Source organism: uncultured Marinobacter sp., from assembly GCF_947259545.1.
Taxonomy (GTDB): domain Bacteria; phylum Pseudomonadota; class Gammaproteobacteria; order Pseudomonadales; family Oleiphilaceae; genus Marinobacter.
Genome location: NZ_CAMYMK010000008.1, coordinates 239,590 through 260,035, shown reverse-complemented (window position 1 = coordinate 260,035; position 20,446 = coordinate 239,590). Strand labels below are relative to the sequence as shown.

Below are 20,446 nucleotides of genomic sequence, written 5' to 3'. Positions count from 1 at the left end.
CCTGCTCCGGCACCCTATCAGTACGTCCAGGCTACCGTCAGGTTGGCATTGGCCGGTGCTCCATAGAAGCCCTGGGCCGAAGTGCCAAACTTCTTCAGGCTCTCGATGTACTTCTCGTCAGTGACATTGTTCACATTCAGAGTTGCGTTCCAGTTACGGGCGAAGTCATAGCTTGCCATCAGATCCACAACCGCGTAGCTGCTCTGTTCGGTGACAATCGCTGAACCCGCATTGGGACCAACTGTGGCAAGACCCTGGTCCTGACTGATGCCTGACTGCCAGCGCACCTGACTCCCCAGTTCGAGTCCATTCACACCGGGCACTTGCCAGGTGCCGCGCAGTTGAGCCAGATGCTCCGGAATAAATTCCCGTGTCGAGTTTCCGTCCGCATCTTCGATGTTGATCCAGGCATACCCGGCAAACACCTGGATACGGTCAGTCACATCACCGACAAACTCCAGCTCAACACCCTCACTGGTGACACCATCTACGCCACGATGGAACGTATCAACACCATTCTCAAAGGTACCGGCGGCCTCGGCCAGGTTTTCCTGCTTGGTCCGGAAAACGGCCAGAGTTGTGTTCACACGATCATCAAGGAACTCGCTCTTCAGTCCCAGCTCGTAGTTCACACCCTCAATCGGGTCCAGACGATCCCGGTTGATGTCCACTTCCGTTTGTGGAGTGAAGATTTCAGTGTAGCTGGCATATACGGAATGATTGCGGTTCAGATCGTAAATCAGCCCGGCGTAGGGGGTATCAATCGCGTCGTAGCTGGTTTCCTTACTGTTACCATAACTGGTCCCCTCGGAATCCAACCAGGTCAGTCGCACACCGGTGATGGCAGTCAGCTGGTCCGTGAGCGACCAACGGGAAGCCAGGTAAGTGCTGACTTCCTTATCGGTCCAGTCAGACCCACTCACGCCAGCATCGAACACCGGCTTGGCATAGTTGCCGTCCCACTCTTCCAGTGGCGGAAGCGGGTCGCCGATGCCCCGGCCGAAGCGGGATTCATCAACAGTCTCCGAGCGTGACCAGGTCGCTCCCAATACGAGTTCATGGGTGCGATCAGCCAGCTGGAACGGCCCGGTGGCATAAGTATCCACTACCAGCTGCTCCACGTTCCGATCATATTGGCTGGCATAAGCCATCAAACCTTCACCCGTTTCCCGGTCAGGGGTACCAAACTGATAGAACAGCTCCGACTCGCTGTCCTTCTCAAGGCGCAGCACAGAGCCCCTGGCTTGCCAGCCGCCGCTCAGCTGCTGTTGCAGCTCAACGAAGCTGTTGTGGTTGGTGTTATCCCAGAAAGACCAGTCAGAGGCTGTGCTGGTGGAACGCTTGAAGTCCGTTGCCGAACCGTCGCTGTAAAACAGCGGCAGCGCGCCCCAGAGCGGGCTGTCGGTATCAGACGATTGTGTGGCATGCCCCAGAGTCAACAGTGTGGTATCGGTGACATCGGCTTCCACCACGCCATAGAACATCTGTTTCTCGTTGCTGTAGCGATCGAGGTAAGAATTCCGATCCTGATACCCGGCAACCACACGGCCGCGTACCTTGCCAGAATCAGACACAGAGCCGGACAGGTCGCCGACGATGCGACGGTTATCCCATGAGCCACCCGTCACGGCCACGGAGGCCTGTGTGTCTGCAGTCGGGCGCTTGCGGATAAAGTTGATCGTAGCCGAAGGATTGCCAGAACCGGTCATCAGACCGTTGGCGCCGCGGAGCACTTCAATCCGATCATAAAAAGCGGTATCCAGATCGCCCTGGACGTTGCCATAAACCGCTGGCATGCCCACGCCATCGTACTGAAAGTTGTTGATATCAAAACCACGAGCGGTGTAGTAGGTGCGGTCCGTTTCCACCGACTCGACAGTCACCCCTGTCGCGCCTTCAAGCACGTCGTTCACGTCATCCTGACCAAAATCATCCATCTGCTCGCGGGTAATCACCGTCACCGACTGCGGGTTTTCCCTATGGGACAGATCCATTTTCATTGCAGTACTGGTTGTACCGGCTTTGTAGCTACCGGTGGACTCGGAAGACTCTACCCCCCTGTCCGCGGACACCTGAATGGCATCCAACGTGGTGGTTTCCTGCTCCTGCGCGACGGCAAAACCGGGCAAGCTGGCCCAGAGAATGGCACTGGCCAGTGCTTTGCGGCGAAAGCCGTTGGTTGGGGACTGCGGCATGACTTCTCTCCTGGCTTCATAATGATGAAAAACGGACGCTATCTTAATGCGAATCATTCTGATTTAAAACAGCAAATAATAATTAACACACAGAAATAAACAGAATTGGATCACTCGCACGCTGGTCTGACAGTGCTATTCTGAAAACCGGGACGCCCGGTAACTTACAGAGGAGAGCGTCATGGTGGGAATTATCAGGATGGCAGCCGCATTCACACTGACGGCAACGGCACTCGGATGTTTGGCCCAAATAGCAGTAGCAGATGGCCACACGTTTACATCAAACAACGCCAATTTCAGGCTGGAGACCATTGCGACCGGACTGGCACACCCCTGGAGTATTGCGTTTCTTCCGGATGGCTCCCAGCTGGTGACTGAACGTGAGGGCAGATTGCGCCGTATTGAGGACGGAGAACTTCAAAGCCAGCCCATACAGGGGCTACCAGAGCTTGTGGTGTCTGGCCAGGGCGGACTACTGGACATCATTCTCCACCCTGATTTTGAAACCAACCAGACATTGTTTCTCAGCTACTCCCACAAGATCAGCCGCAAAGGCATGACCACGCGAGTGGCGCGGGCCACTCTGGATGGCAACGCCCTGTCCGATGTCGAGGTTATCTTTGAAGCTCTGCCACGAGGCACTGCCAGTCACCACTTTGCCGGCCGCATGGCGTTCGACCGTGATGGCAACCTGTACATTGCTGTTGGCGACCGAGGTAGAAAGGACCGCGCCCAGGACACGAGTGACGACGCAGGCGGCGTCCATCGCCTGACCACCAATGGCGATCCGGCACCGGGCAATCCATTTATTGACGACTCCTCCGGCAACGACACCCTCTATACTTACGGCAACCGCAATATCCAGGGTATGACGATCCACCCCACTACCGGTGAAATCTGGAGCCACGAACACGGCCCCCGTGGAGGTGACGAAATCAATATCATCCGGGCGGGCAACAATTATGGATGGCCGAAAGTGACTTACGGCATCGGTTACTCGGGCGCAATCATCTCTGACAAAACCACCATGGAAGGCGTTACTGATCCCCTGCATTATTGGGATCCGTCCATCGCCCCGTCCGGCATGGCGTTCTATACCGGAGACCGATTCCCCGAGTGGAAAGGTGACCTGTTTGTCGGCGCCCTCAAGATGCGGAAACTGGTACGCCTGAGTATGGAAAATGAGACAGTGAAAGAGGAAGAAGATCTGCTGGAGGACCTCGGCGAGCGAATCCGTGATGTGCGCATGGGGCCCGACGGCGTACTATGGTTACTGACCGACTCTACCGATGGCAAGGTATACCGGTTGGTGCCCCTTGAGTAACCTGTGGTCTTAGTGCGGGTCGTTGGTTCTCTCGGTTTTCTCGAACTGGGGAAGATCGTCCGTAATCTCGAACCAGTCGGATTTGGAGCCCACGAAAACATGCTGGGCTGGCCCCTTTCCAAGCGGCTCGTTGATCACGCCAACACGTAACCGAAGAATGCCGGGAATGGCATCTACACGGCTGTAGAGGTGGCTGCCGCACCGATTACAGAAGGCGCGGTATTTTCCGGGTCGAGACTCAAATTCCTGCACCTGATCTTCGCCGCTCAGGAACCGGAAACGCACTTTCTGCACCGGCGCACTGGCGGAAAAGGCACTGCCGTGAGCACGGCGGCACTGGCTGCAATGGCACAGAGCAACCGGCCCCAGAGGCCCTTCATATTCAAAGGTAATGTCGCCGCAAAGGCACCGGCCGGTCAGCATGATTTGCCCTTTTGTTCCGCACTGCAGATTTGATGACAGGAGCGCTATGATACCTGCGGGCCACTTGAAGAACCAGTGCGCGGGCACCACATTACAAACACAGATTTCGCAAAGGAGGACACCATGTCACTGAGCGCACTTCCAAAGATCGGTATGGGCACGTTTCGCCTGAAAGGTAACGACGCCAGGGACGCGGTGAAGAGTGCCTTATCACTGGGGTACCGTCATATCGATACCGCCCAGGTGTATGAAAACGAAGCGGAAGTGGGCGATGGCATTGTTTCCAGCGGCATTCCCCGCCGCGAAATCTTCCTGACCACCAAGATCTGGCACGACAAACTCCACACCAGTGACCTGATCAATAGCCTCCATGACAGCCTGACGCGACTGAAAACTGATCACGTCGACCTGGCGCTGATTCACTGGCCGTCCCCGGGCGATGAAGTACCTATGTCCGAGTACCTGGGCGCCCTGCGGGATGCCCAACGCGAAGGTTTGACCAACCACATTGGCATTTCCAATTTCACCTGCGCGCAAATGGACCAGGCCAGGGAGATTCTGGAAGAAACGCCCATCTTTACCAATCAGGTGGAAGTCCACCCCTTCCTCAATAACCACAAGGTCATTGAGCACGCCAAAAAACTGCGCATCATCGTGACCGGTTATATGCCTCTGGCAGTCGGCAAGGTGATGGAGGACGACACTCTTATCCGTATCGGCAACGAGCACAATGCCACACCGGCGCAGATTGCCATTGCCTGGGCCCTGGCCAAAGGCGTGGTACCGATTCCGTCCTCAGTTCGGCCGAAACACCAGAAAACCAATCTGGACGCCTTGAAGATTCAGCTCAGTAACGACGAAATTATTGCCATAGACGGGCTGGATCGGGGCGAGCGTCTGGCCAACCCCGACTTTGCACCTCGATGGGATTAACTGGCGTATGTCGCCTCCAGATACTTCAGGATGGAGGAAGATTCGAACAGCCCCTGGCCGGTGTTGGGATCTTCCAGATAAGGCACCTGGACACGTTTGTGCACCTGGAAGAAAGCGTCCCGCTTGCCACCCGGAATCGGAGTATAAGCCCCGGGCTTGATGCGCTGTTTTGCCGGACCAATCTCGGTCCAATGCTCTTTGCCAAGGTTATGAAGGGTGTAGGGAATCTCCAGCTCACACAACTTTTCGCGCACCAGACGGGAGTACGGACTGCCTTCAAAACTCCAGAGGTGCAGCGGTTGCTCCGGAGCGTTGGCGGAACCCGCCCTCAGTCCACGCAAAGCACTTGCTGCGGATGCCAGTGACCCAAGAGCCGGCTGGTAGCCTTTGGCACGATAATATCCTGGGACTGGCCTGCCGCCATACTGACGGAACAGGTACTCCACGATGGCCTCGGACTCATACATCACCTTACCCGTGTTTTCGTCCACCAGTAGCGGAAACTGCTGCTTGCCGCCAAGGTTCTCCGCTTCCGGCCGGAACCGCCGGCCCCCTTTCGGACACGGGCGAATCTCGGCATCCAGGTTCAGGGCCGTCAGCGCCTCCCGAACCCGGCGACAATACGGACAAGCCTCCATATCGTAGAGAACCAGGGGCTTTTCTGGTTGCGGTGCCTGCTTCACAACCAGACAACCACGCCATGCCGTGAGTGACGAAGTGGCTACCGAACCAAGCACATTGGCATTGTGGACGAGAAAATTGGACATGATTCAACCTCACAACCGATAAATGTTGGCCGCCATTATCACGCAATTGGCCAATTTTCCATTGGCTCGTGGCGCGGATACTCAGAAAGCAAGCAATCCTGGGCCGATTAACTCACTGATTCCAAAGACACCTTACAACTCTTCACAAAAGTGCAATGCAAACAATGACACTAGTGGCATTTTTTAACGTCATGTAGAGCTTTCGCACATAGTATGATCCGCAAAATTGGGCTATTGTTGAGGAATAACACACAATGAGTCCGGTCATGTTCACTTCATCGCTACTTTGCTTCCAACAGTCTGTTTCCCGTTGCCAGCAAACTGCGCCCGAAGCTCGTAAGGGGCTGCGTGCACAGAGAGCATTCCTGGCCGCCACTGCCTCCCTGGTCATGGCTTGCAGTCCGCTTGCCATGGCGGACGAAGGAACAACCAAAGCCGGAACCAAAACCTGGAGTAACCAGGTCAGGGATTACGCCGTTAAATCCCTGAATAATGAAGACGCCCTGAGCATGGCGGCCATTCCCATGAATGGGCCGGGAATTGATCAGTACATCAATGCCGATGCGCTGATGAGCCCGGGCTCGATCATGAAGCTGGTCACCACCTACGCCGCACTGGAAATCCTGGGGCCGACTCATCACTGGAATACAGATTTCTACACCGATGGCCAACTGGCGGGCAGCACACTGGACGGTAACTTCTATGTGCAATTCGGCGGCGACCCGAAACTGACCCTCGAGCGTTTGTGGAGCACCCTCCGGGAACTCCGCGGCATGGGCATCACCACCATCAATGGGGATTTGGTCCTTGACGGCAGCTACTTCGAAATTGCCGGAGGACTGCCGAAGTTCAATGACAACGGGGACAACCCCTATGCGCCGTTCCTGGTAGAGCCTTCAGGCGTGCTCACCAACCTGAACCTGATACATTTCCAGGTTCGTGCCGACGAGCGGGGTACCCAGGCCTGGAGTGCCCCGGCCCTGAACGACGTGGTCATCGATAACCGTGTGACAGCGACCGCTGAGGGCCCCTGCCCCTCCCGCCGGGGCTTTACCTGGAAACCTGTATTCCACGCTGACCAGCGGGTCACCGTTCGTGTCACCGGAGAATTGCCCCAGGGTTGCCGCACTACCGCGTATCTATCACTATTGCCACACGAACAGTACACGGCTTCACTGATTCGATCCCTGCTTTCCGAGATGGGCATTACCCTGGCCGGGGACAACATCACCGGCACCACACCCGACGATGCCCGCCTGATGCTGAGAACGACCTCTCCGGACCTGGTCACCATGGTGAGGGATATTAACAAGTGGAGCAGCAATGTGATGGCCCGCCAACTGTTGCTGACCATCGGTGCGGAAAACCGTCAGGAAAACGAGCACGATGACCGCGTTACCGGTATCCGGGTGATTTACGATTGGCTGGAGAACAAAGGCGTTAACACGGCCGGCATGGTCATTGATAACGGTGCCGGGCTGACCCGCCATGGCAGGATTACCGCTCGCCAGGGTGCCCAGATCCTCCAGCATGCCTGGAACAGCCCTTTCTCGGCGGATCTGATGGCGTCCATGCCTCTGATCGCGATGGACGGAACCATGGCCAGGCGTTTGCGAAACGTTGGCATGGATGGTCTGGGCAGGATCAAAACCGGCTATCTGGAGAACGTCCGCTCCATCGCCGGTTACACCCGGGATGAAAGCAACACTACCTGGGCCGTGGTGGGTATGGTAAACACCGACCCCGCCTGGAATGGTCAGGCCGTACTTGACCGCATTCTCTACTCCCTGCACTTCAAACCACCGGTCGGCACGACGCTCTCCAAAGCAGACGGTGGCCCTGAAATACGCTAAAGGGCCACCTTTCCCATCTTTCTTGCCAACCTTTCATGGCCAAGACAGAACTGACTGCTAATCTTACCCGTAGCACCAACAGACACTCTGGATGAGAGCTTTAATGAGCAGCTCAGGAGTACCGCTGCATCCCGGGGTGTCGATCGTTCGGGTGGGGTAGTATTCCCCGTCCTTCACATGAGGGAGATAGTGCATGAACAAGCATACTTCGATATTAACCGCTACAAGCATCATCGGTATTGCGTTGGTGATGGGTGGCTGTGCCAGTTCTGGTGAACGGCCCGATGCGCAGCTGCAGACCGCAGAAGCCTCAATTCAGCAAGCCGTATCGTCAGACGCACGGGATTTCGAACCGGTTTTGCTTAATCAGGCACAGAATCGGGTTGCTGATGCAGAGGAACTCATTGAACAGGAAAAGTACATTGAAGCCGAACGCCTGTTGGAAAAGGCATCCGTAGATGCTCAGCTGGCCGGTGCAAGATCAGAATCAACCAAGGCAGAGCAGGCCGTTGAGGAGATCAACCGCAGCATTGAATCACTTCGTAATCGAATCGAACAACGCCAGTAACGGCCACAGCAGAGAAAGGAGATTGTTATGAACAAGCGCAACATGATTCTGAGCGCGGCTGTGGGCTTTTCCGTCTTCATGGCCGGCTGTGCGAGCACCCCGAAGGACAATGAGCAAATCAACGAGGCTCGGGCAATCTACGAGGAAATCCGCAACGATCCCAACGTTGCCCGCAGCGGCGACCGACAGTTGAGAAATGCGAGGGACCAGCTGTCACGAGCTGAGAACCTGCTGGAAGAAGGGGAAGAACTGGTCGAAATCGAACATGCAGCGTATCTCGCCAAGCGGCATGCAGAGATTGCACAGGAGCAAGGTCGCCGCGCGGCATTGCAGCAGGAAATCACTTCGGCTGAAGCCCGCCGCAAGGCACTCGAACTGGAGATGACTTCTGCGGAAGCTGCTCAGGCACGCCGCGAAGCCGAAATGCTTCGTGCACGCATGGAGGAAATGGAAGCCGAGAAAACGGACCGGGGCATGGTTCTTACCCTGGGGGATGTACTGTTTGACCTCAATCGTGCCGAGCTCAAGCCCGCCGGTGAGCAAACGATAAACCGCCTCGCGGACTTCATGTCAGAATATCCGGAACGCCGCGTTCGGGTGGAAGGCTACACCGACAGCACCGGGGAGGCTTCTTATAACCGGGATTTGTCAGAGCGACGCGCTGAAGCAGTGCGCGACGCCCTGGTAAATAAAGGCATCAGCTGGAGCCGGATCGAAACCCGTGGCTATGGTGAAGATTACCCGGTTGCCAGCAATGACACCTCGGCTGGCCGGCAACAGAACCGCCGTGTGGAAATCGTGATTTCCGACGAGAACGGGAATATTGAGGGCCGGCAATAAGTCCTCGTGACGGGGGCCGGCAGCCATACAGCCTCCGGCCCCGTCAGAGTCACCGATCGACGCCGCTCAAACAGTAAGATAACCTCCATCAGCGTTGATGCAGGCGCCGGTGGTATAGCTGGACGCATCAGACGCCAGGTACAGTACGGTACCCGCCATCTCACTCGGATCGGCCACCCGCTTCATGGGGATGTGCGCCATTGCCTGTTTCTTGATCGCGTCGTTGGTGGTCAGGGCACTGGCGAATTTGGTGTCCGTCAGCCCCGGCAGCAATGCGTTGACGCGGATCTTCTGTTGCCCCAGCTCCATGGCAAAAGACTTGGTCATGGAGATCACGGCGGCCTTGGTCACTGAGTAGATACCCTGGAAGTGGCCGGGATTCACGCCATTGACAGACGCCACGTTGACGATCGAACCCCCGCCGTTCTTTTTCATCAGCTGCGCACCGCGGGCACACATGAAGAAATACCCGCGAATGTTCACATCCACGGTTTTCTGGTAGGCGCCCAGGTCGGTGTCCTCCACCGGACCAAAATACGGGTTCGCCGCAGCGTTGTTGACCAGGATGTCCAGCCTGCCGTGCTCTTTTTCGATGTGCGCCCAGATATCCTCAATCTGGTCCATCTCGCCAATATGGCAGGCATACGCCTCCGCACTGCCGCCAGCATCACGAATGCTGCTGGCCACTGCCTCGCAGCCCTCGATCTTACGGCTGCTGCAGATCACGTGGGCCCCGTAATCCGCCAGGGTGCGGGCGACATTTTCACCAATGCCACGGCTGGCGCCCGTAACCAACGCCACTTTGCCTGTCAGATCAAACAATTCCTTACTCATACATTCACCTCAAATCGTTATCGGAAGGTCACCAGTGCGGGGTCCTCCGCTTCCAGATGACTGTAATTATTGAAAACCGCCAGGCTCCGACGGGCGCCGGAATAGAGGATGCGCGAAACGCTGGTATTGGCGATCACGTTGTTCATCTCCAGCGCCTTGTGGTCGCTCAGGTGCAACAGGTGCTGGGCAATCACGGCAATGGGTCCGCCGGAGGTGGACACCAGGGTATCGCCGCCATCAGCGTACTCGATCAGTTCGTCCAGCGCGGTGATGACACGGCTTCTGAAGGCCTCCCAGCTTTCGGTGTATTCATTGTCGTGATCACCACTGACCCAACGGGCCATCGCCTTCTCGAACGCCTGCTGGAAGGCGCGGGCGGGCTTGGGAAACGCCGCCAGATCCGTGGCCATTCGCTGCCGGTCCGCCCACTCCGGGCGCAGCCGTTCAACCACCTGCATATGATCAAACTCGTTCAGACCACTAACCGCCTGCATGTCCGGCAAGGCGTCACCATAACCACTGGCAATCGCTTCCACGGTTTCCCGGTGGCGCTCCATGTTGCCGCCAAATACGGCATCGGGGCGAACCTTGCCCGACAGCCAGCGGCCGAGTACCCGGCCCTGCTCCCAGCCACGGGGCGAGAGCTGATCGTAGTTATCCTTGCCGAAACTGGCCTGTCCGTGGCGGATCAGATAGATCGTTGCCATTACAGATCACTCGCTTCAATCAGCCGCTGGCAGCGCTTCTCAAGGTAATTGGCCGCATGACCAAAGGCCGCAAAACGCTTGTCTTTGGTCTGACCGTGATAGAAGCGGTAATAGATCTGCTGAACAATCACCGCGAGACGGAACAGCCCGTAGATCTCGTAGAAATCGAAGTTATCGGCTTTGAAGCCCGACTTCTCCATGTAATATTCCACCACTTCCTTACGGGTCAGCATGCCCGTACGATGAGTCGGCTGCCGGCGCAGCATCTGGAACGGCCCCTCGTCGTCCGCCTCAATCCAGTACGCCAGGCTGTTGCCCAGATCCATCAGTGGATCTCCAATGGTGGCCATTTCCCAGTCCAGTACGCCGATCACTTCAAACGGGTTATCCGGATTCAGCACCACGTTGTCGAAACGGAAATCGTTGTGGATGACGACCTGGGCGATGTCCTCAGGCATCTTGTCATTGAGCCAGCTCATCACGGACTCAAAATCACCCACGTCTTCGGTACGGGCCTTGCGGAAACGGTCGCTCCAGCCACCAATCTGACGCTGGACATAACCGGCGCCCTTCCCCAACTTGTCCAAGCCCGCGGCTTTCGCGTCCACCCGGTGCAGGTCAACCAACTTGTCGATCACATTGAGGCAAAGCTTGCGGGTATCCGTTTCGCTCAGCTCAAAGTCCTTTGGAAAATCCTGACGCAGGATGATGCCCTTCAGACGCTCCATCACATAGAAGTCACACCCCAGAACGTCATGATCGTCACAGATCGCCACAATGTTCGGCACGTAGGGATACACCGGTTTCAGCGCATCCATTACCTTTGCCTCCCGCAGCATATCGTGGGCGGATTTGGCGATCTTGCCGAACGGAGGTCGACGCAATACGTAGGAACGATCGCCATAATCCACCTGATAGGTCAGGTTAGAGGCACCGCCAGGGTACTGGCGGATATCGGGCTCACCTTGCAGATCCGGAATGGCCTGCTTCATAAAGCGGTCAACGGCGCTGACGTCCAGTTTCTCGCCTTCGCGGATGTCCACGGCCTGGTCGATCTGGGTCATTCAGGGCTCTCCTGTCGTTTTTTCAATACAAGCGGTTCATCAGTACAGGTACCAACAGCGGCGCTTACGCCTTACTGCCACCCATCTTGTTCATCCAACGTTTGCTTTCCTGGTGCATCAACCAGTCAAAGGCCCACGGTGCATGGCGCTTGAGCATCCACATACGACGCTCCTTGGCGTGGGGAAGCACCCAGAAATTCTTCTCTTTGACGGAACGGACAATATCCTCAGCGACATCATCCGCTGTGATACTGGAGCGCTTCATCAGTTTGTTCACATTCTGCTGGATACCAGGAATATCCGATCGCATGCTGCTGGTCAGATTGGTCTGGAAAAACGCCGGACACACGCAACTCACATGAATCCCGGAATCCCTCAACTCCTGGCTCAGCGTCTCGGACAGGGCAATAACCCCGGCCTTGGTAACATTGTAGCTGTCCATCAACGGCGCCAACATGAGCCCGGCCATGGATGCCACATTCACAAACGCTCCAAAGCCCTGCTGTTTGAATTGCGGTGTAAACGCCTTGCAGCCACGGACCACGCCCAGTACGTTGATGTCCAGAATCCACTCCCAGTCGGCCATGGTGGTGTCCTCGATGGAGCCCGCAGAGGCAACACCGGCATTGTTCACCACCACATCGACACCACCCCACTTCTTGACCAGATCGTCACGGACCTTCTCGAAATCGGTCAGCCTGCGGACATCACACTCAACAAAATAGCCTTCGCCACCGGCGGCGTTGATCTCTTTCTCAACGTCAACGCCCTGCTCCGGGTTGATGTCACCGATACAGACCTTGGCCCCTTCTTTGGCATAACGCAGTGCAATTGCCCGGCCCAGGCCGCTGGCCCCACCTGTGATAAATACTCTTTGTGTCATGTGTGTTCTCACCGTTGTTATTGAGTTTGGATATTTTGCTTTGGTGCATGAGCTGGTGCCTGGTCGGCCCTTCCAAAACACGCTGTGGATACGTCCCTGTACGCTGTGCTCCGCCATCCATGGCTCCGCAACGTTTTGGAAGGGCCGACCAGGCACCAGCTCCCCGACATCTCAGTAAGCTGTTCGTCAAGCCCTATGGTTTTGGCAAACTTCGATTCGATAAATAGCTCCGTCGAACCCGACTAATTCTCGCCGTCGTTGAACCCCGAATCCCACTCCGCAGTCCGAAGGGGACGGCGGGGCGGTGTTTCTGAAAATTTGCGGAGCCATGGATGGCGGAGCAGAAGCGCCACAGGGATGTGCCGAAGGAGCGGTTTTCAGAAACACCGCCCCGCCGGCCCCCTACGCCCAACTCAAAGGCTGGGGGCGATCCAACCCAAGGCTCAGGACTTGTACTTGCGAAGCTCCAGGCGAGCCACCATAGCCCGATGAACCTCGTCCGGCCCATCGGCCAGCCGCAATACCCGAGCATAGGCGAACAATTGCGTCAGAGGGAAATCATCGTCGCTGACACCAGCGCCACCGTGAATCTGAATCGCCTGATCCACAATAGTCTGCAGCATGGACGGAATTACCGCCTTGATCATGGAAACTTCCTGAAGAGCACCGCCGATACCCTTGGTATCCAGCGCCCAGGCACATTTGAGAGTCAACAAGCGGGCCTGCTCAATCGACATGCGGGCATTGGCGATAATGTCCGGATTACCGCCCAGTTTCGCGATCGGGCGACCAAAGGCTTCACGGCTGGTTGCACGCTTGATCAGCAATTCCAGAGTGCGCTCAGCGGCACCGATAGCGCGCATACAGTGATGAACACGGCCCGGTCCCAGACGGCCCTGGGCGATTTCAAAACCACGGCCGGGGCCGGCAATAAAGGCACTTTTCGGCAAACGGACATTCTCGAAAGAGACAACACCGTGGCCGTAGGGCTCGTCGTATTCACCAAATACCGGCAGCATGCGTTCAATCTTCACGCCCGGGGTATCCAGCGGCACCAGAACCATGGAGTGGCGGCGGTGCTTCTGGGCATCCGGGTCGGTCAGGCCCATAAAGATGGCTACCTTGCAATCCGGGTGACCAATGCCGGTACTCCACCATTTTCGGCCGTTGAGGACTACTTCATCACCTTCAACAATGGCGGTGGCTTCCATGTTGGTCGCGTCGGAAGAGGCAACCGCCGGCTCGGTCATACAGAAAGCAGAGCGGATCTCACCGCTTTGCAGTCGCGGCAGCCACTCGGCTTTCTGCTCTTCGGAGCCGTAATGGATCAGCACTTCCATATTGCCGGTGTCCGGCGCATTGCAGTTGAAGATTTCCGGAGCAATGAAACTGCGGCCGGTTTCTTCGGCAATCAGAGCGTAATCGGAATTAAGTAGGCCACAACCGTGTTCTTCGTCCGGGAAGAACATGTTCCACAGGCCCTGAGCTTTGGCCTTTTCCTTCAGTTCCTTGATGATGGGCAGCACCACCCAGCGGTTATCCAGAGAAGCCAGCTCCCGGTGGTACTGCTCTTCAATCGGGAATATCTCATCCTTCATGAATTGCTTCACGCGGTTGAGGTAATCCTGGCCCTTTTCGGAAATACTGAAATCCATCGTCGTACCCTCATTGGTTGTGCACTATCCCACCAGTCTATGATCCAATACACTATTACGCGACTGAATTATTCTTATCATTTATTATTAGTCATACTTATTCATGGATCGGTAAAATTATGGCCCTGAATCGGCTGGATCTTAATCTTCTGCACGTTTTTGACACCATCTATCGGGAAGGTAGCCTCACTCGTGCGGCCAAGGCGCTGCACCTGACACAACCGGCCGTCAGTCATTCACTGTCCCGGTTACGGGAGCATTTTGATGATCCCCTGTTTACCCGTCAGGGTAACCAGATGATTCCCACGCCCCTGGCCCGGCGATTCTTGGAGTCCATGCGACCCGGACTTACCCAGATTCAGGGTGCGGTTAACCAGTTCCATGCCTTCGATCCTGCCACCCAGCGCAAGACTTATTCCCTGGCCCTGCGGGATATTCTGGAATCGACCTTCCTGCCACAGCTCATGCAGCGGCTCGATCAGTACCCGGAGCTGGAAATCGTCAGCCAGCGGATTCCACGGCGGGATATGGAGACCCAACTGGCAGCCGGGAAGCTGGATTTTGCGGTGGACGTGCTGTTGCCAGTGAGCAATCAGACCGCCCACGAGCTGTTACGGCGGGATCGATTAGTGGTGCTGGCGAGAGCCGGGCATCCACTGACTGAAGGCGAGCTGACTATGGACAGGTATATTGCCGCCCAGCATGTGCTGGTGTCCTCACGTACAGAGGGCCCGGGGATTGAGGATTTCGAACTGTCGCGCCTGGGCGTGCAACGGCATATACGCCTGCGTTGCCAGCATTACTACGCAGCCTGCCGGGTCGTCGAGGGGACCGACCTGTTACTGACCATGCCGGAAACCTACGCGCGGATCATCGCTGAACGTGCAAACATAAGCATTCTTACGCCACCAGCAGACCTGCCCAGCCTGGATGTGCATCTATACTGGCACAAGGCCTATGAACGGGAACCCGCATTGATCTGGTTCCGCGAACAACTCCGACATATTGCCTGAGAGCGCCGGTCAGTAGGCGCCGACCAGGGCAAGGAACCCGAGGAACCCGGCGGTGGTGATAGCCATGGACAGTGCCACAATGCCAAATCCCCACCAGATAGCCGCACCATCGGAAACAGGCACATCATGCCCCCGTAAGGTGCGGTAGAACGCCCAGGGACCCAGAATAAACGCACCCACCACGGCGAACACCAGCCCGACACTGATGCCGGCAAACGTCCAGGTAGCCAGAACCGTTGCCCGGTCGGACACCTGATCCTGAACACCGTGACGTAACAAGAACTGCTTACAGAAAAACCAGATCAGCGCGAACAGGACAATGACAAAGACCAGTCCACCAACAATCGTAACAATGCGATACAGCAAGATGTAACCTCAATGACTAATAGTCCGGAAAATTAAGCAAAAATGGCTTTGCTCTGCGCATCAACGATGGGCTGGAAGGCAAATGAGAAGGAAAAAACAATCTCTCGCCACACGTACATTGTTCACATTTAGACTCATCAAACAGAACGGCAGGCCGGTTCACATCCTCTCCTTGACTGCCCTCTAACGAGCAAATTGAGTTTAGAATCAATAAACTTTTTCAACTATAGCCTCGAAGCCCTCCCTGGTAAAACGCCAATTATTCAAAACTCTGGCATCCCCAAACCACGAGACTACACTGACAGCTACAGTTCTATACGATTCAAGAAGCCAACAGGAGCTCGCGGAATGGCCCAGAAATCCCGAATCGCAATTACCCCCGGCGATGGTATTGGCCCTGAAGTTGTCGCTGAGGCCGTGCGTTGCCTGGAGACACTGCGCTCCACGCATAACCTGGACCTGGAATGGACCCGCTTTCCCTGGCCATCCCATGCCTGGCATGAGGAACATGGCGCATCCATGCCGGAAAACGCCCTGGAACAACTCAAAGCATTTGATGCCATCCTGCTGGGCGCGCTTGGCGATCCGGGGCCAGTAGATGATCCACAACGCTACCTGTTGCCTGACAGCATTTCACTGGCGCCACTGCTGGATATGCGCAAGGGGTTTGATCAATGGGTTTGTGAGCGGCCCGCACGGCTATTGCCGGGAGCGCGTCAGTACCTGGCCGATGAACGTGCCAAAGACATCGACATGCTGGTCATCCGGGAAAACAGCGAAGGCGAATACGTCAGTCAGGGTGGTCGCCTGCGCAAAGGTACCCCTGACGAAGTCGCCACACAGATGGAGGTGTTCACCCGTTACGCCACCGACCGGATTATTCGCTACGGATTTGAGCAGGCCCGCCTGCGCGCCGGCGAGCGGATGAAACAGGGGCGCACACGTCAGTTCAAAACTCTGGATGGCCGCACCTGCGAAAGCCAGGTTTGCATTATCACCAAGCGCAATGCCCTGCGCTACTGGGGTGATATGTACTCTGAGGCCTTTGAGGAGATCAGCAAAGAGTACCCGGATGTCGCCACCCATCATGAACTGGTGGATGCCGCCTGCATGAAGTTCGTGCAGTGTCCGTGGGCATTTGATGTCGTGGTTGCCAGCAACCTGCAGGGTGACATCCTGACGGATCTTGCCGCTGTGTTGTCCGGAGGCATGGGGGTTGCCCCTTCGTGCAACCTGAACCCCACCGACGCTTCGATGCCATCCATGTTTGAGCCAACTCACGGCAGTGCCCCCGATATTGCCGGCCAGGGACTGGCAGATCCCACGGCCATGCTGTTCACTACCGCACGCATGCTGGAGTGGCTGGGGCGTAAGGATCCGGCGGTGGCTGCTGCCGGCAAGACGCTGTTTGACGCCGTAGCGGCAGATCTTGCTGAGAACTCCGGAATGCAGCGCAGCACCCATGAAGTCGGCGCCGCGATCTGCCGTCGCCTTAAAGACAACTAATCTTTCTCATGCATTTGAAAAGCGTCTTTTTAGGGCTAGTCTGCAAGAGGGACTAAATTCACTTCGGGAGGTGCACCGTGACCGACCATAAAGGCAAGTTATCACCACTGCTGAAACAGGCGACTGGCATCACCGCAGCCAAGGGCGAAGGCGCTTATATCATTGACCCGGATGGCAGGCGCTATCTTGATTTCACCTCCGGCATCGGCGTCACCAGCACCGGTCATTGCCACCCGAAAATTGTAGAGGCGGCGCAAAAACAGGTCGCCACCATGATCCATGCCCAGGCCACCACGGTGATGAATCCACGCTTACCGGAATTGGCGGAGAAACTGGGAGAACTCACCCCGGATCCGCTGAATGCGTTTTTTTTCTCCAACGCCGGCACCGAAGTAGCGGAGGGCGCAATCCGTCTGGTGCGTCAGGCCACAGGACGCCCGAACATCATTGTCTTCCATGGTGGCTTTCACGGGCGCACCATGGGCTCGCTTTCGCTGACCACCTCCAGCGTCGGGCTCCGTGCCGGCGTTAGCCCGATGATGGGCGGTGTTGTCGTGGCCCCGTTCCCCCACGCCCACCACTACGGCTGGAATCTTGAGGACACCACCGATTTCTGCCTGCGGGAACTGGACCGGATCTTTGTCACCTATTCCGCACCCAGGGAAACCGCCGCCATGCTGATCGAACCGGTGCAGGGTGAAGGCGGCTATGTACCCGCCAATGCCAAGTTCCTGAAAGGCCTGCGGGAGCGCTGTGACAAGCATGGCATCATGCTGGTGTTCGATGAAGTTCAGGCCGGCTTTGGTCGCAGCGGTCAGTTCTGGGCCCACCAGCACTTTGGTGTGACGCCGGACGCCATCATGATCGCCAAGGGCCTGGCCAGCGGCTTCCCGATTTCAGCCCTGGCGGCATCGGAAGACACCATGTCCAAGGGCTGGCCAGGTTCCCAGGGTGGCACCTATGGCGGCAACGCAGTGGCTGCCGCCGCAGCCATTGCAACCATCGACGTTATCCGGGAAGAAGGCCTGGTCGAGAACGCCAACAAGATGGGCAAGCGTCTTTGGGACAGCCTCCATAACCTGAAGAACGACTATCCGGACATGGCGGACGTTCGCGGTATGGGCCTGATGGTGGGCGTGGAAATGCGCCGGGACAACGCTCCGGACGGTGACCGTGCCGGCAGGATTCTCAAGGAATGCGAGAAGCGCGGCTTGTTGATGCTGCGCTGCGGCCCCTACCAGGAGATCGTACGCTGGCTGCCGCCGCTGATCGTCAATGAACAACAGATTGATGAGGCGGTGAGCGTCTTTGAGGAAGCCCTGAAGGCAACCGCCTGATCAGTCCGACAACGCGGATAACGTCAAAGGGGCCGCTGAATCCGGCCCCTTGCAGACACTTCCCCGATTACTCTGCCATCACAAACTCAAGCCGACCGGGAGCCACCCGGACGTCCATGGGCACCAGTCCGAACATACGCTGGGCAAGGTCTGTGTCATCCAATCTGTAGACTGGCATGGTTTCCAGCATTTGCGCCACTACCCGCATGACGTTGTCGGTCACCGGCTTGAGTTCGCCTTTGAACAACGGTGAATCAATACTGCTCTCGAGCAGCTGCAGGCGACGGATATAAACCGCCCGTTCCTCGGCATCATAAACCGGCGCTCCTTCCACTTTTAACGCCAGATTCACCGGGAGTTTGGCCATCAGGGCGTTGAGTGCCACCTGGCCTTTGAGATCTATTACGGCCACGTCCCGGCCGTCGGGCCCCAGGGTGATGTCGGCATCACTCAGGCTCAAGCTTAACGGCGAACCACTTTTCAATTGTTCCCGGTCAAAAGTGGTGACGACATCCTGAAGATGGCGTTCCAGAGTGCCTTCCGAGATCGAGTACGGTGACAGCGTGGCACAACCGCTGATGAGGCTGACTGCCAGAATGAGGACGGCCGGCAATACGGACGATCGCTTCAAAAGCATGGATTTTTCTCCGGAATGATCAAGATTACGACGACCTAGCCTAAGCCATCCCGAGCACAGAGTAGGTTAAGACTTCGTTAGAAAGGATCACTCATTCTCTGCGTGAACCTCCACATGAGGCGTCAGGTCATCGCCCACGATGACCTTCAGCAGTATCGGTTGGCAGCAGACCTGGCAGTCCTCAACATACTCCTGCTCCGGCACTGAGGGGTCGACGCTGATATCCAGCGTCTCCCAGCAGTACGGGCACTGAATGAGAACCGAGTCCAGGGCTGACATATCCACCTCAGAACTGTTGCTTGGCCATCCACGGTATAATCCGGTCGAAGGCTTCTTCCAGCTTCTCGCAAGTGGTGGAGAAGCTGATTCTGACGGCATTGGTACAGTGCTCGCCAAAGGCATCGCCAGGAACCACGCATACACCGGTTTCCTTCAACATTCGCAACGCCAGGTCAGAGCCATCCACATGGGGCGGCAGATCCGGGAACGCAAAGAATGCACCGCCTGGTTTGTAACCGGTCATATGGGGCGTCTGATCGATCAACTCCGTCACCTTGTCACGGCGCTCCCGGTAAATGTCCACCATATCCTTGACGCACTGCTGGTCACCGGTCAGTGCCGCGACCCCGGCAAACTGGGATGGCGTGTTGGCCACCGAGGTGGTGAACATATGATAGCGACGCAGGGACTTGATGGCTGCCTGGCTCGAAATGACCCATCCGATCCGTAGCCCTGCCATGCTGTAGGTTTTGGAAAAACTGCTGATACACATGATGTTATCCAGGTCCATCGAACAGTTCAGTACGCTGGCAAAGTCGTCATCGTCAAAAATCAGGTGATCGTAGACCTCATCCGAGTAAACCTGAATCCCGCGGTAAGCACATTCTTCCAGAATGGTCTCCACCGTACTGCGGGGATAGACCGCTCCAGTGGGATTGTTCGGGTTGTTGAGGATCAGGGCAAAGGTTCGGGCGCCCATGGCTCGGATCACTTCGTCCGGATCCAACTGATGGTTATTCTCGGCACGCGTGGGGACAAACTTGACCTCGCCGCCATTCATGCGGATCAGTGGGGCATAGAGCAGGAACGACGGATCGGTCACGATAAACTGTCGCCCGGGTGCCGATGTGGCGGAGATAGCCAGGTACATCGCCTCCGTGGCACCACTGGTGATCAGGATATTATCCCGGGTCAGCCGCCGGTTATAGCGCTTGCCGTAATAATCGCGCAGAGCCACCAGTAGTTCAGGCAAACCTGCGTCCATGGTGTAACCGGTTTGCCCGGCATTCAGGGCGTCGATGTAGGCATCGATAATATGCTTGGGTGTTGGCAAGTCAGGCTGACCAATGGACAGATGAATCACATCCTTCATGGTGGCCGCCATATTCACCATGCGACGAATGCCGGGGACCGGAACTGCCTGCATGGCGGGGTTCCAACTGGCCTTGCTCTTGCGATACTTCACTTTCCGGGGCTTGGTCTGGCCAGTTTCGTTGTTGGCGGCTTCGGCCATAAAAACACCTCCTGCAAACAAGGCAAAA

Annotated in this window: 20 protein-coding genes; 8 read left to right on the top strand and 12 right to left on the bottom strand. The window is 56.6% G+C overall.

What is annotated here, in order from left to right; translation table 11 throughout:
• Positions 1 to 17: 17 nt before the first annotated feature.
• Positions 18 to 2,195: a TonB-dependent siderophore receptor gene (locus Q0Y21_RS12860; RefSeq protein ID WP_297796114.1), complete on the bottom strand. Its 2,178-nt coding sequence runs from the start codon at positions 2,193 to 2,195 to the stop codon at positions 18 to 20.
• Between the two features lie 181 nt (positions 2,196 to 2,376).
• Here Q0Y21_RS12860 and Q0Y21_RS12855 point away from each other — a divergent pair, with 181 nt between their 5' ends.
• Positions 2,377 to 3,519: a PQQ-dependent sugar dehydrogenase gene (locus Q0Y21_RS12855; RefSeq protein ID WP_297796096.1), complete on the top strand. Its 1,143-nt coding sequence runs from the start codon at positions 2,377 to 2,379 to the stop codon at positions 3,517 to 3,519.
• Positions 3,520 to 3,528: 9 nt separating this feature from the next.
• Here the strand turns inward: Q0Y21_RS12855 and Q0Y21_RS12850 are convergent, their stop codons facing one another.
• Complete coding sequence (locus tag Q0Y21_RS12850) at positions 3,529 to 3,942, bottom strand: GFA family protein (RefSeq protein WP_297796093.1); 414 nt, start codon at positions 3,940 to 3,942, stop codon at positions 3,529 to 3,531.
• Between the two features lie 123 nt (positions 3,943 to 4,065).
• Between Q0Y21_RS12850 and dkgB the strand changes: the two genes are divergently transcribed.
• On the top strand, positions 4,066 to 4,875 hold the full coding sequence (gene dkgB, locus Q0Y21_RS12845; protein ID WP_297796090.1) for a 2,5-didehydrogluconate reductase DkgB: 810 nt from the start codon (positions 4,066 to 4,068) through the stop codon (positions 4,873 to 4,875).
• Here the strand turns inward: dkgB and Q0Y21_RS12840 are convergent.
• Positions 4,872 to 5,642, bottom strand: a complete 771-nt coding sequence (locus tag Q0Y21_RS12840) for a glutathione S-transferase N-terminal domain-containing protein (protein WP_297796087.1) — start codon at positions 5,640 to 5,642, stop codon at positions 4,872 to 4,874. The two genes, dkgB and Q0Y21_RS12840, sit on opposite strands and share 4 nt — an antisense overlap.
• A 410-nt stretch (positions 5,643 to 6,052) precedes the next feature.
• On the opposite strand from Q0Y21_RS12840, the gene dacB reads away from it, so the two are divergent.
• From dacB to Q0Y21_RS12825, 3 genes are all read left to right on the top strand, one after another.
• The gene (gene dacB, locus Q0Y21_RS12835; protein WP_297797151.1) at positions 6,053 to 7,495 is read left to right on the top strand and encodes a D-alanyl-D-alanine carboxypeptidase/D-alanyl-D-alanine-endopeptidase; all 1,443 of its coding nucleotides are present in this window, start codon (positions 6,053 to 6,055) and stop codon (positions 7,493 to 7,495) included.
• Positions 7,496 to 7,688: 193 nt separating this feature from the next.
• Complete coding sequence (locus tag Q0Y21_RS12830; RefSeq protein ID WP_297796084.1) at positions 7,689 to 8,063, top strand: DUF4398 domain-containing protein; 375 nt, start codon at positions 7,689 to 7,691, stop codon at positions 8,061 to 8,063.
• 27 nt (positions 8,064 to 8,090) lie between these two features.
• Positions 8,091 to 8,903, top strand: a complete 813-nt coding sequence (locus Q0Y21_RS12825; RefSeq protein WP_297796082.1) for an OmpA family protein — start codon at positions 8,091 to 8,093, stop codon at positions 8,901 to 8,903.
• 66 nt (positions 8,904 to 8,969) lie between these two features.
• Here Q0Y21_RS12825 and Q0Y21_RS12820 read toward each other — a convergent pair whose 3' ends face one another.
• The 5 genes from Q0Y21_RS12820 to Q0Y21_RS12800 all read right to left on the bottom strand — a co-directional run bounded on the left by Q0Y21_RS12820 (position 8,970) and on the right by Q0Y21_RS12800 (position 14,046).
• Positions 8,970 to 9,737 (bottom strand): SDR family oxidoreductase, encoded by a 768-nt coding sequence (locus Q0Y21_RS12820; RefSeq protein WP_297796079.1) that lies wholly within the window; start codon positions 9,735 to 9,737, stop codon positions 8,970 to 8,972.
• Between the two features lie 17 nt (positions 9,738 to 9,754).
• A complete protein-coding gene (locus tag Q0Y21_RS12815) occupies positions 9,755 to 10,444 on the bottom strand; it encodes a histidine phosphatase family protein (protein WP_297796076.1) in 690 nt (229 codons plus the stop codon).
• Positions 10,444 to 11,508, bottom strand: coding sequence for a phosphotransferase family protein (locus Q0Y21_RS12810; protein WP_297796075.1), 1,065 nt, complete (start codon positions 11,506 to 11,508; stop codon positions 10,444 to 10,446). The genes Q0Y21_RS12815 and Q0Y21_RS12810 overlap by 1 nt, the downstream gene beginning before the upstream one ends.
• A gap of 64 nt (positions 11,509 to 11,572) precedes the next feature.
• On the bottom strand, positions 11,573 to 12,391 hold the full coding sequence (locus Q0Y21_RS12805) for an SDR family oxidoreductase (protein WP_297796072.1): 819 nt from the start codon (positions 12,389 to 12,391) through the stop codon (positions 11,573 to 11,575).
• 443 nt (positions 12,392 to 12,834) lie between these two features.
• Positions 12,835 to 14,046 carry an acyl-CoA dehydrogenase family protein gene (locus tag Q0Y21_RS12800; protein ID WP_297796069.1) on the bottom strand — a complete coding sequence of 404 codons (1,212 nt, stop codon included), beginning with the start codon at positions 14,044 to 14,046 and terminating at the stop codon, positions 12,835 to 12,837.
• Positions 14,047 to 14,165: 119 nt separating this feature from the next.
• Here Q0Y21_RS12800 and Q0Y21_RS12795 point away from each other — a divergent pair, with 119 nt between their 5' ends.
• Entirely contained in the window at positions 14,166 to 15,059 is an 894-nt protein-coding gene (locus Q0Y21_RS12795; RefSeq protein ID WP_297796066.1) for a LysR family transcriptional regulator, read from the top strand.
• 9 nt (positions 15,060 to 15,068) lie between these two features.
• Here the strand turns inward: Q0Y21_RS12795 and Q0Y21_RS12790 are convergent, their stop codons facing one another.
• Entirely contained in the window at positions 15,069 to 15,425 is a 357-nt protein-coding gene (locus tag Q0Y21_RS12790; RefSeq protein WP_297796063.1) for a hypothetical protein, read from the bottom strand.
• Positions 15,426 to 15,773: 348 nt separating this feature from the next.
• Here Q0Y21_RS12790 and Q0Y21_RS12785 point away from each other — a divergent pair, with 348 nt between their 5' ends.
• Both Q0Y21_RS12785 and Q0Y21_RS12780 read left to right on the top strand, forming a co-directional pair.
• A complete protein-coding gene (locus Q0Y21_RS12785; protein ID WP_297796060.1) occupies positions 15,774 to 16,931 on the top strand; it encodes an isocitrate/isopropylmalate dehydrogenase family protein in 1,158 nt (385 codons plus the stop codon).
• Between the two features lie 77 nt (positions 16,932 to 17,008).
• Complete coding sequence (locus Q0Y21_RS12780) at positions 17,009 to 18,268, top strand: aminotransferase class III-fold pyridoxal phosphate-dependent enzyme (protein ID WP_297796058.1); 1,260 nt, start codon at positions 17,009 to 17,011, stop codon at positions 18,266 to 18,268.
• Between the two features lie 67 nt (positions 18,269 to 18,335).
• Here Q0Y21_RS12780 and Q0Y21_RS12775 read toward each other — a convergent pair whose 3' ends face one another.
• The 3 genes from Q0Y21_RS12775 to Q0Y21_RS12765 all read right to left on the bottom strand — a co-directional run bounded on the left by Q0Y21_RS12775 (position 18,336) and on the right by Q0Y21_RS12765 (position 20,418).
• The gene (locus Q0Y21_RS12775; RefSeq protein ID WP_297796055.1) at positions 18,336 to 18,905 is read right to left on the bottom strand and encodes a DUF1439 domain-containing protein; all 570 of its coding nucleotides are present in this window, start codon (positions 18,903 to 18,905) and stop codon (positions 18,336 to 18,338) included.
• Positions 18,906 to 18,992: 87 nt separating this feature from the next.
• On the bottom strand, positions 18,993 to 19,184 hold the full coding sequence (locus Q0Y21_RS12770) for a CPXCG motif-containing cysteine-rich protein (protein WP_297796053.1): 192 nt from the start codon (positions 19,182 to 19,184) through the stop codon (positions 18,993 to 18,995).
• Between the two features lie 7 nt (positions 19,185 to 19,191).
• Positions 19,192 to 20,418, bottom strand: coding sequence for a pyridoxal phosphate-dependent aminotransferase (locus Q0Y21_RS12765; RefSeq protein ID WP_297796050.1), 1,227 nt, complete (start codon positions 20,416 to 20,418; stop codon positions 19,192 to 19,194).
• Positions 20,419 to 20,446 lie beyond the last annotated feature (28 nt).

What these genes read in the sequence shown, in the direction of transcription:
- dkgB (WP_297796090.1), top strand. Translation starts at nt 4,066, where the DNA reads ATGTCACTGAGCGCACTTCCAAAGATCGGTATGGGCACGTTTCGCCTG.
- Q0Y21_RS12770 (WP_297796053.1), bottom strand. Translation starts at nt 19,184, where the DNA reads ATGTCAGCCCTGGACTCGGTTCTCATTCAGTGCCCGTACTGCTGGGAG.
- Q0Y21_RS12855 (WP_297796096.1), top strand. Translation starts at nt 2,377, where the DNA reads ATGGTGGGAATTATCAGGATGGCAGCCGCATTCACACTGACGGCAACG.
- Q0Y21_RS12805 (WP_297796072.1), bottom strand. Translation starts at nt 12,391, where the DNA reads ATGACACAAAGAGTATTTATCACAGGTGGGGCCAGCGGCCTGGGCCGG.
- Q0Y21_RS12785 (WP_297796060.1), top strand. Translation starts at nt 15,774, where the DNA reads ATGGCCCAGAAATCCCGAATCGCAATTACCCCCGGCGATGGTATTGGC.
- Q0Y21_RS12820 (WP_297796079.1), bottom strand. Translation starts at nt 9,737, where the DNA reads ATGAGTAAGGAATTGTTTGATCTGACAGGCAAAGTGGCGTTGGTTACG.
- Q0Y21_RS12795 (WP_297796066.1), top strand. Translation starts at nt 14,166, where the DNA reads ATGGCCCTGAATCGGCTGGATCTTAATCTTCTGCACGTTTTTGACACC.
- Q0Y21_RS12840 (WP_297796087.1), bottom strand. Translation starts at nt 5,642, where the DNA reads ATGTCCAATTTTCTCGTCCACAATGCCAATGTGCTTGGTTCGGTAGCC.
- Q0Y21_RS12765 (WP_297796050.1), bottom strand. Translation starts at nt 20,418, where the DNA reads ATGGCCGAAGCCGCCAACAACGAAACTGGCCAGACCAAGCCCCGGAAA.
- Q0Y21_RS12810 (WP_297796075.1), bottom strand. Translation starts at nt 11,508, where the DNA reads ATGACCCAGATCGACCAGGCCGTGGACATCCGCGAAGGCGAGAAACTG.
- Q0Y21_RS12860 (WP_297796114.1), bottom strand. Translation starts at nt 2,195, where the DNA reads ATGCCGCAGTCCCCAACCAACGGCTTTCGCCGCAAAGCACTGGCCAGT.
- Q0Y21_RS12825 (WP_297796082.1), top strand. Translation starts at nt 8,091, where the DNA reads ATGAACAAGCGCAACATGATTCTGAGCGCGGCTGTGGGCTTTTCCGTC.
- Q0Y21_RS12830 (WP_297796084.1), top strand. Translation starts at nt 7,689, where the DNA reads ATGAACAAGCATACTTCGATATTAACCGCTACAAGCATCATCGGTATT.
- Q0Y21_RS12815 (WP_297796076.1), bottom strand. Translation starts at nt 10,444, where the DNA reads ATGGCAACGATCTATCTGATCCGCCACGGACAGGCCAGTTTCGGCAAG.
- Q0Y21_RS12800 (WP_297796069.1), bottom strand. Translation starts at nt 14,046, where the DNA reads ATGGATTTCAGTATTTCCGAAAAGGGCCAGGATTACCTCAACCGCGTG.
- Q0Y21_RS12850 (WP_297796093.1), bottom strand. Translation starts at nt 3,942, where the DNA reads ATGCTGACCGGCCGGTGCCTTTGCGGCGACATTACCTTTGAATATGAA.
- Q0Y21_RS12775 (WP_297796055.1), bottom strand. Translation starts at nt 18,905, where the DNA reads ATGCTTTTGAAGCGATCGTCCGTATTGCCGGCCGTCCTCATTCTGGCA.
- dacB (WP_297797151.1), top strand. Translation starts at nt 6,053, where the DNA reads ATGGCGGACGAAGGAACAACCAAAGCCGGAACCAAAACCTGGAGTAAC.